Here is a 1,205-nt window from a genome sequence, read left to right on the forward strand (position 1 = left end):
AAGGAGAGGCCCGATGGGCAAGGCAAAGTTTGAACGCAACAAGCCGCACGTGAACATCGGCACGATTGGACACGTTGACCACGGCAAGACGACGCTGACGGCGGCCATTTCGATGGTGCTTGCAGAGGCATCCGGTGGCGAAGCGAAATCGTACGCTGATATCGACTCGGCGCCTGAAGAAAAAGCACGCGGCATCACGATCAACACGGCGCACGTGGAATACGAGACGGAAAACCGTCACTATGCCCACGTCGACTGCCCGGGCCACGCTGACTATGTGAAGAACATGATCACCGGCGCAGCGCAGATGGACGGCGCGATCCTGGTTGTGAACGCAGCTGACGGCCCGATGCCGCAGACGCGCGAGCACATCCTGCTGGCCAAGCAGGTCGGCGTGCCTGCCATGGTTGTCTTCCTGAACAAGGTTGACCAGGTTGACGATGCCGAGCTTCTGGAGCTGGTCGAGATGGAAGTGCGCGAGCTTCTGACATCGTACGACTTCCCGGGCGACGACATTCCGATCATCGCGGGTTCCGCGCTGGCCGCTGTTGAAGGCCGCAATCCTGAAATCGGCAAGGACAAGGTTCTTGAGCTGATGCAGGCCGTTGACGATTACATCCCGACGCCAGAGCGTCCGCTGGACAAGCCGTTCCTGATGCCTGTGGAAGACGTGTTCTCGATCTCCGGCCGTGGTACGGTTGTGACGGGCCGTGTCGAACAGGGCGTCGTCAAGGTTGGCGAGGAAATCGAGATTGTCGGTATCCGTCCGACCGTCAAGACGACCTGCACGGGTGTTGAAATGTTCCGCAAGCTGCTCGATCAGGGCCAGGCTGGCGACAACATCGGCGCCCTGCTTCGCGGTATCGACCGTGAAGGCGTTGAGCGCGGCCAGGTTCTCTGCAAGCCAGGTTCGATCACGCCACACACGACGTTCGAAGCCGAAGCCTATATCCTGACGAAGGAAGAGGGTGGCCGTCACACGCCATTCTTCACCAACTATCGTCCGCAGTTCTACTTCCGCACGACCGACGTGACGGGCGTAGTGACGCTGCCGGCCGACAAGGAAATGGTTCTGCCAGGCGATAACGTGAAAATGGACGTCGAGCTGATCCAGCCGATCGCCATGGACCAGGGCCTGCGCTTCGCCATCCGCGAAGGCGGCCGTACCGTCGGCGCCGGCGTCGTCTCCGCAATCAAGAAATAAG

At 60.3% G+C, this 1,205-nt stretch carries 1 protein-coding gene; it reads left to right on the forward strand.

The window, feature by feature from the left end; translation table 11 throughout:
- The first annotated feature begins 13 nt into the window (after positions 1-13).
- Positions 14-1,204, forward strand: a complete 1,191-nt coding sequence (gene tuf / locus HOC_RS20500; RefSeq protein ID WP_035542525.1) for an elongation factor Tu — start codon at positions 14-16, stop codon at positions 1,202-1,204.
- Position 1,205 lies beyond the last annotated feature (1 nt).

Origin of the sequence: Hyphomonas oceanitis SCH89, assembly GCF_000685295.1 — a bacterium.
GTDB classification, from domain to species: domain Bacteria; phylum Pseudomonadota; class Alphaproteobacteria; order Caulobacterales; family Hyphomonadaceae; genus Hyphomonas; species Hyphomonas oceanitis.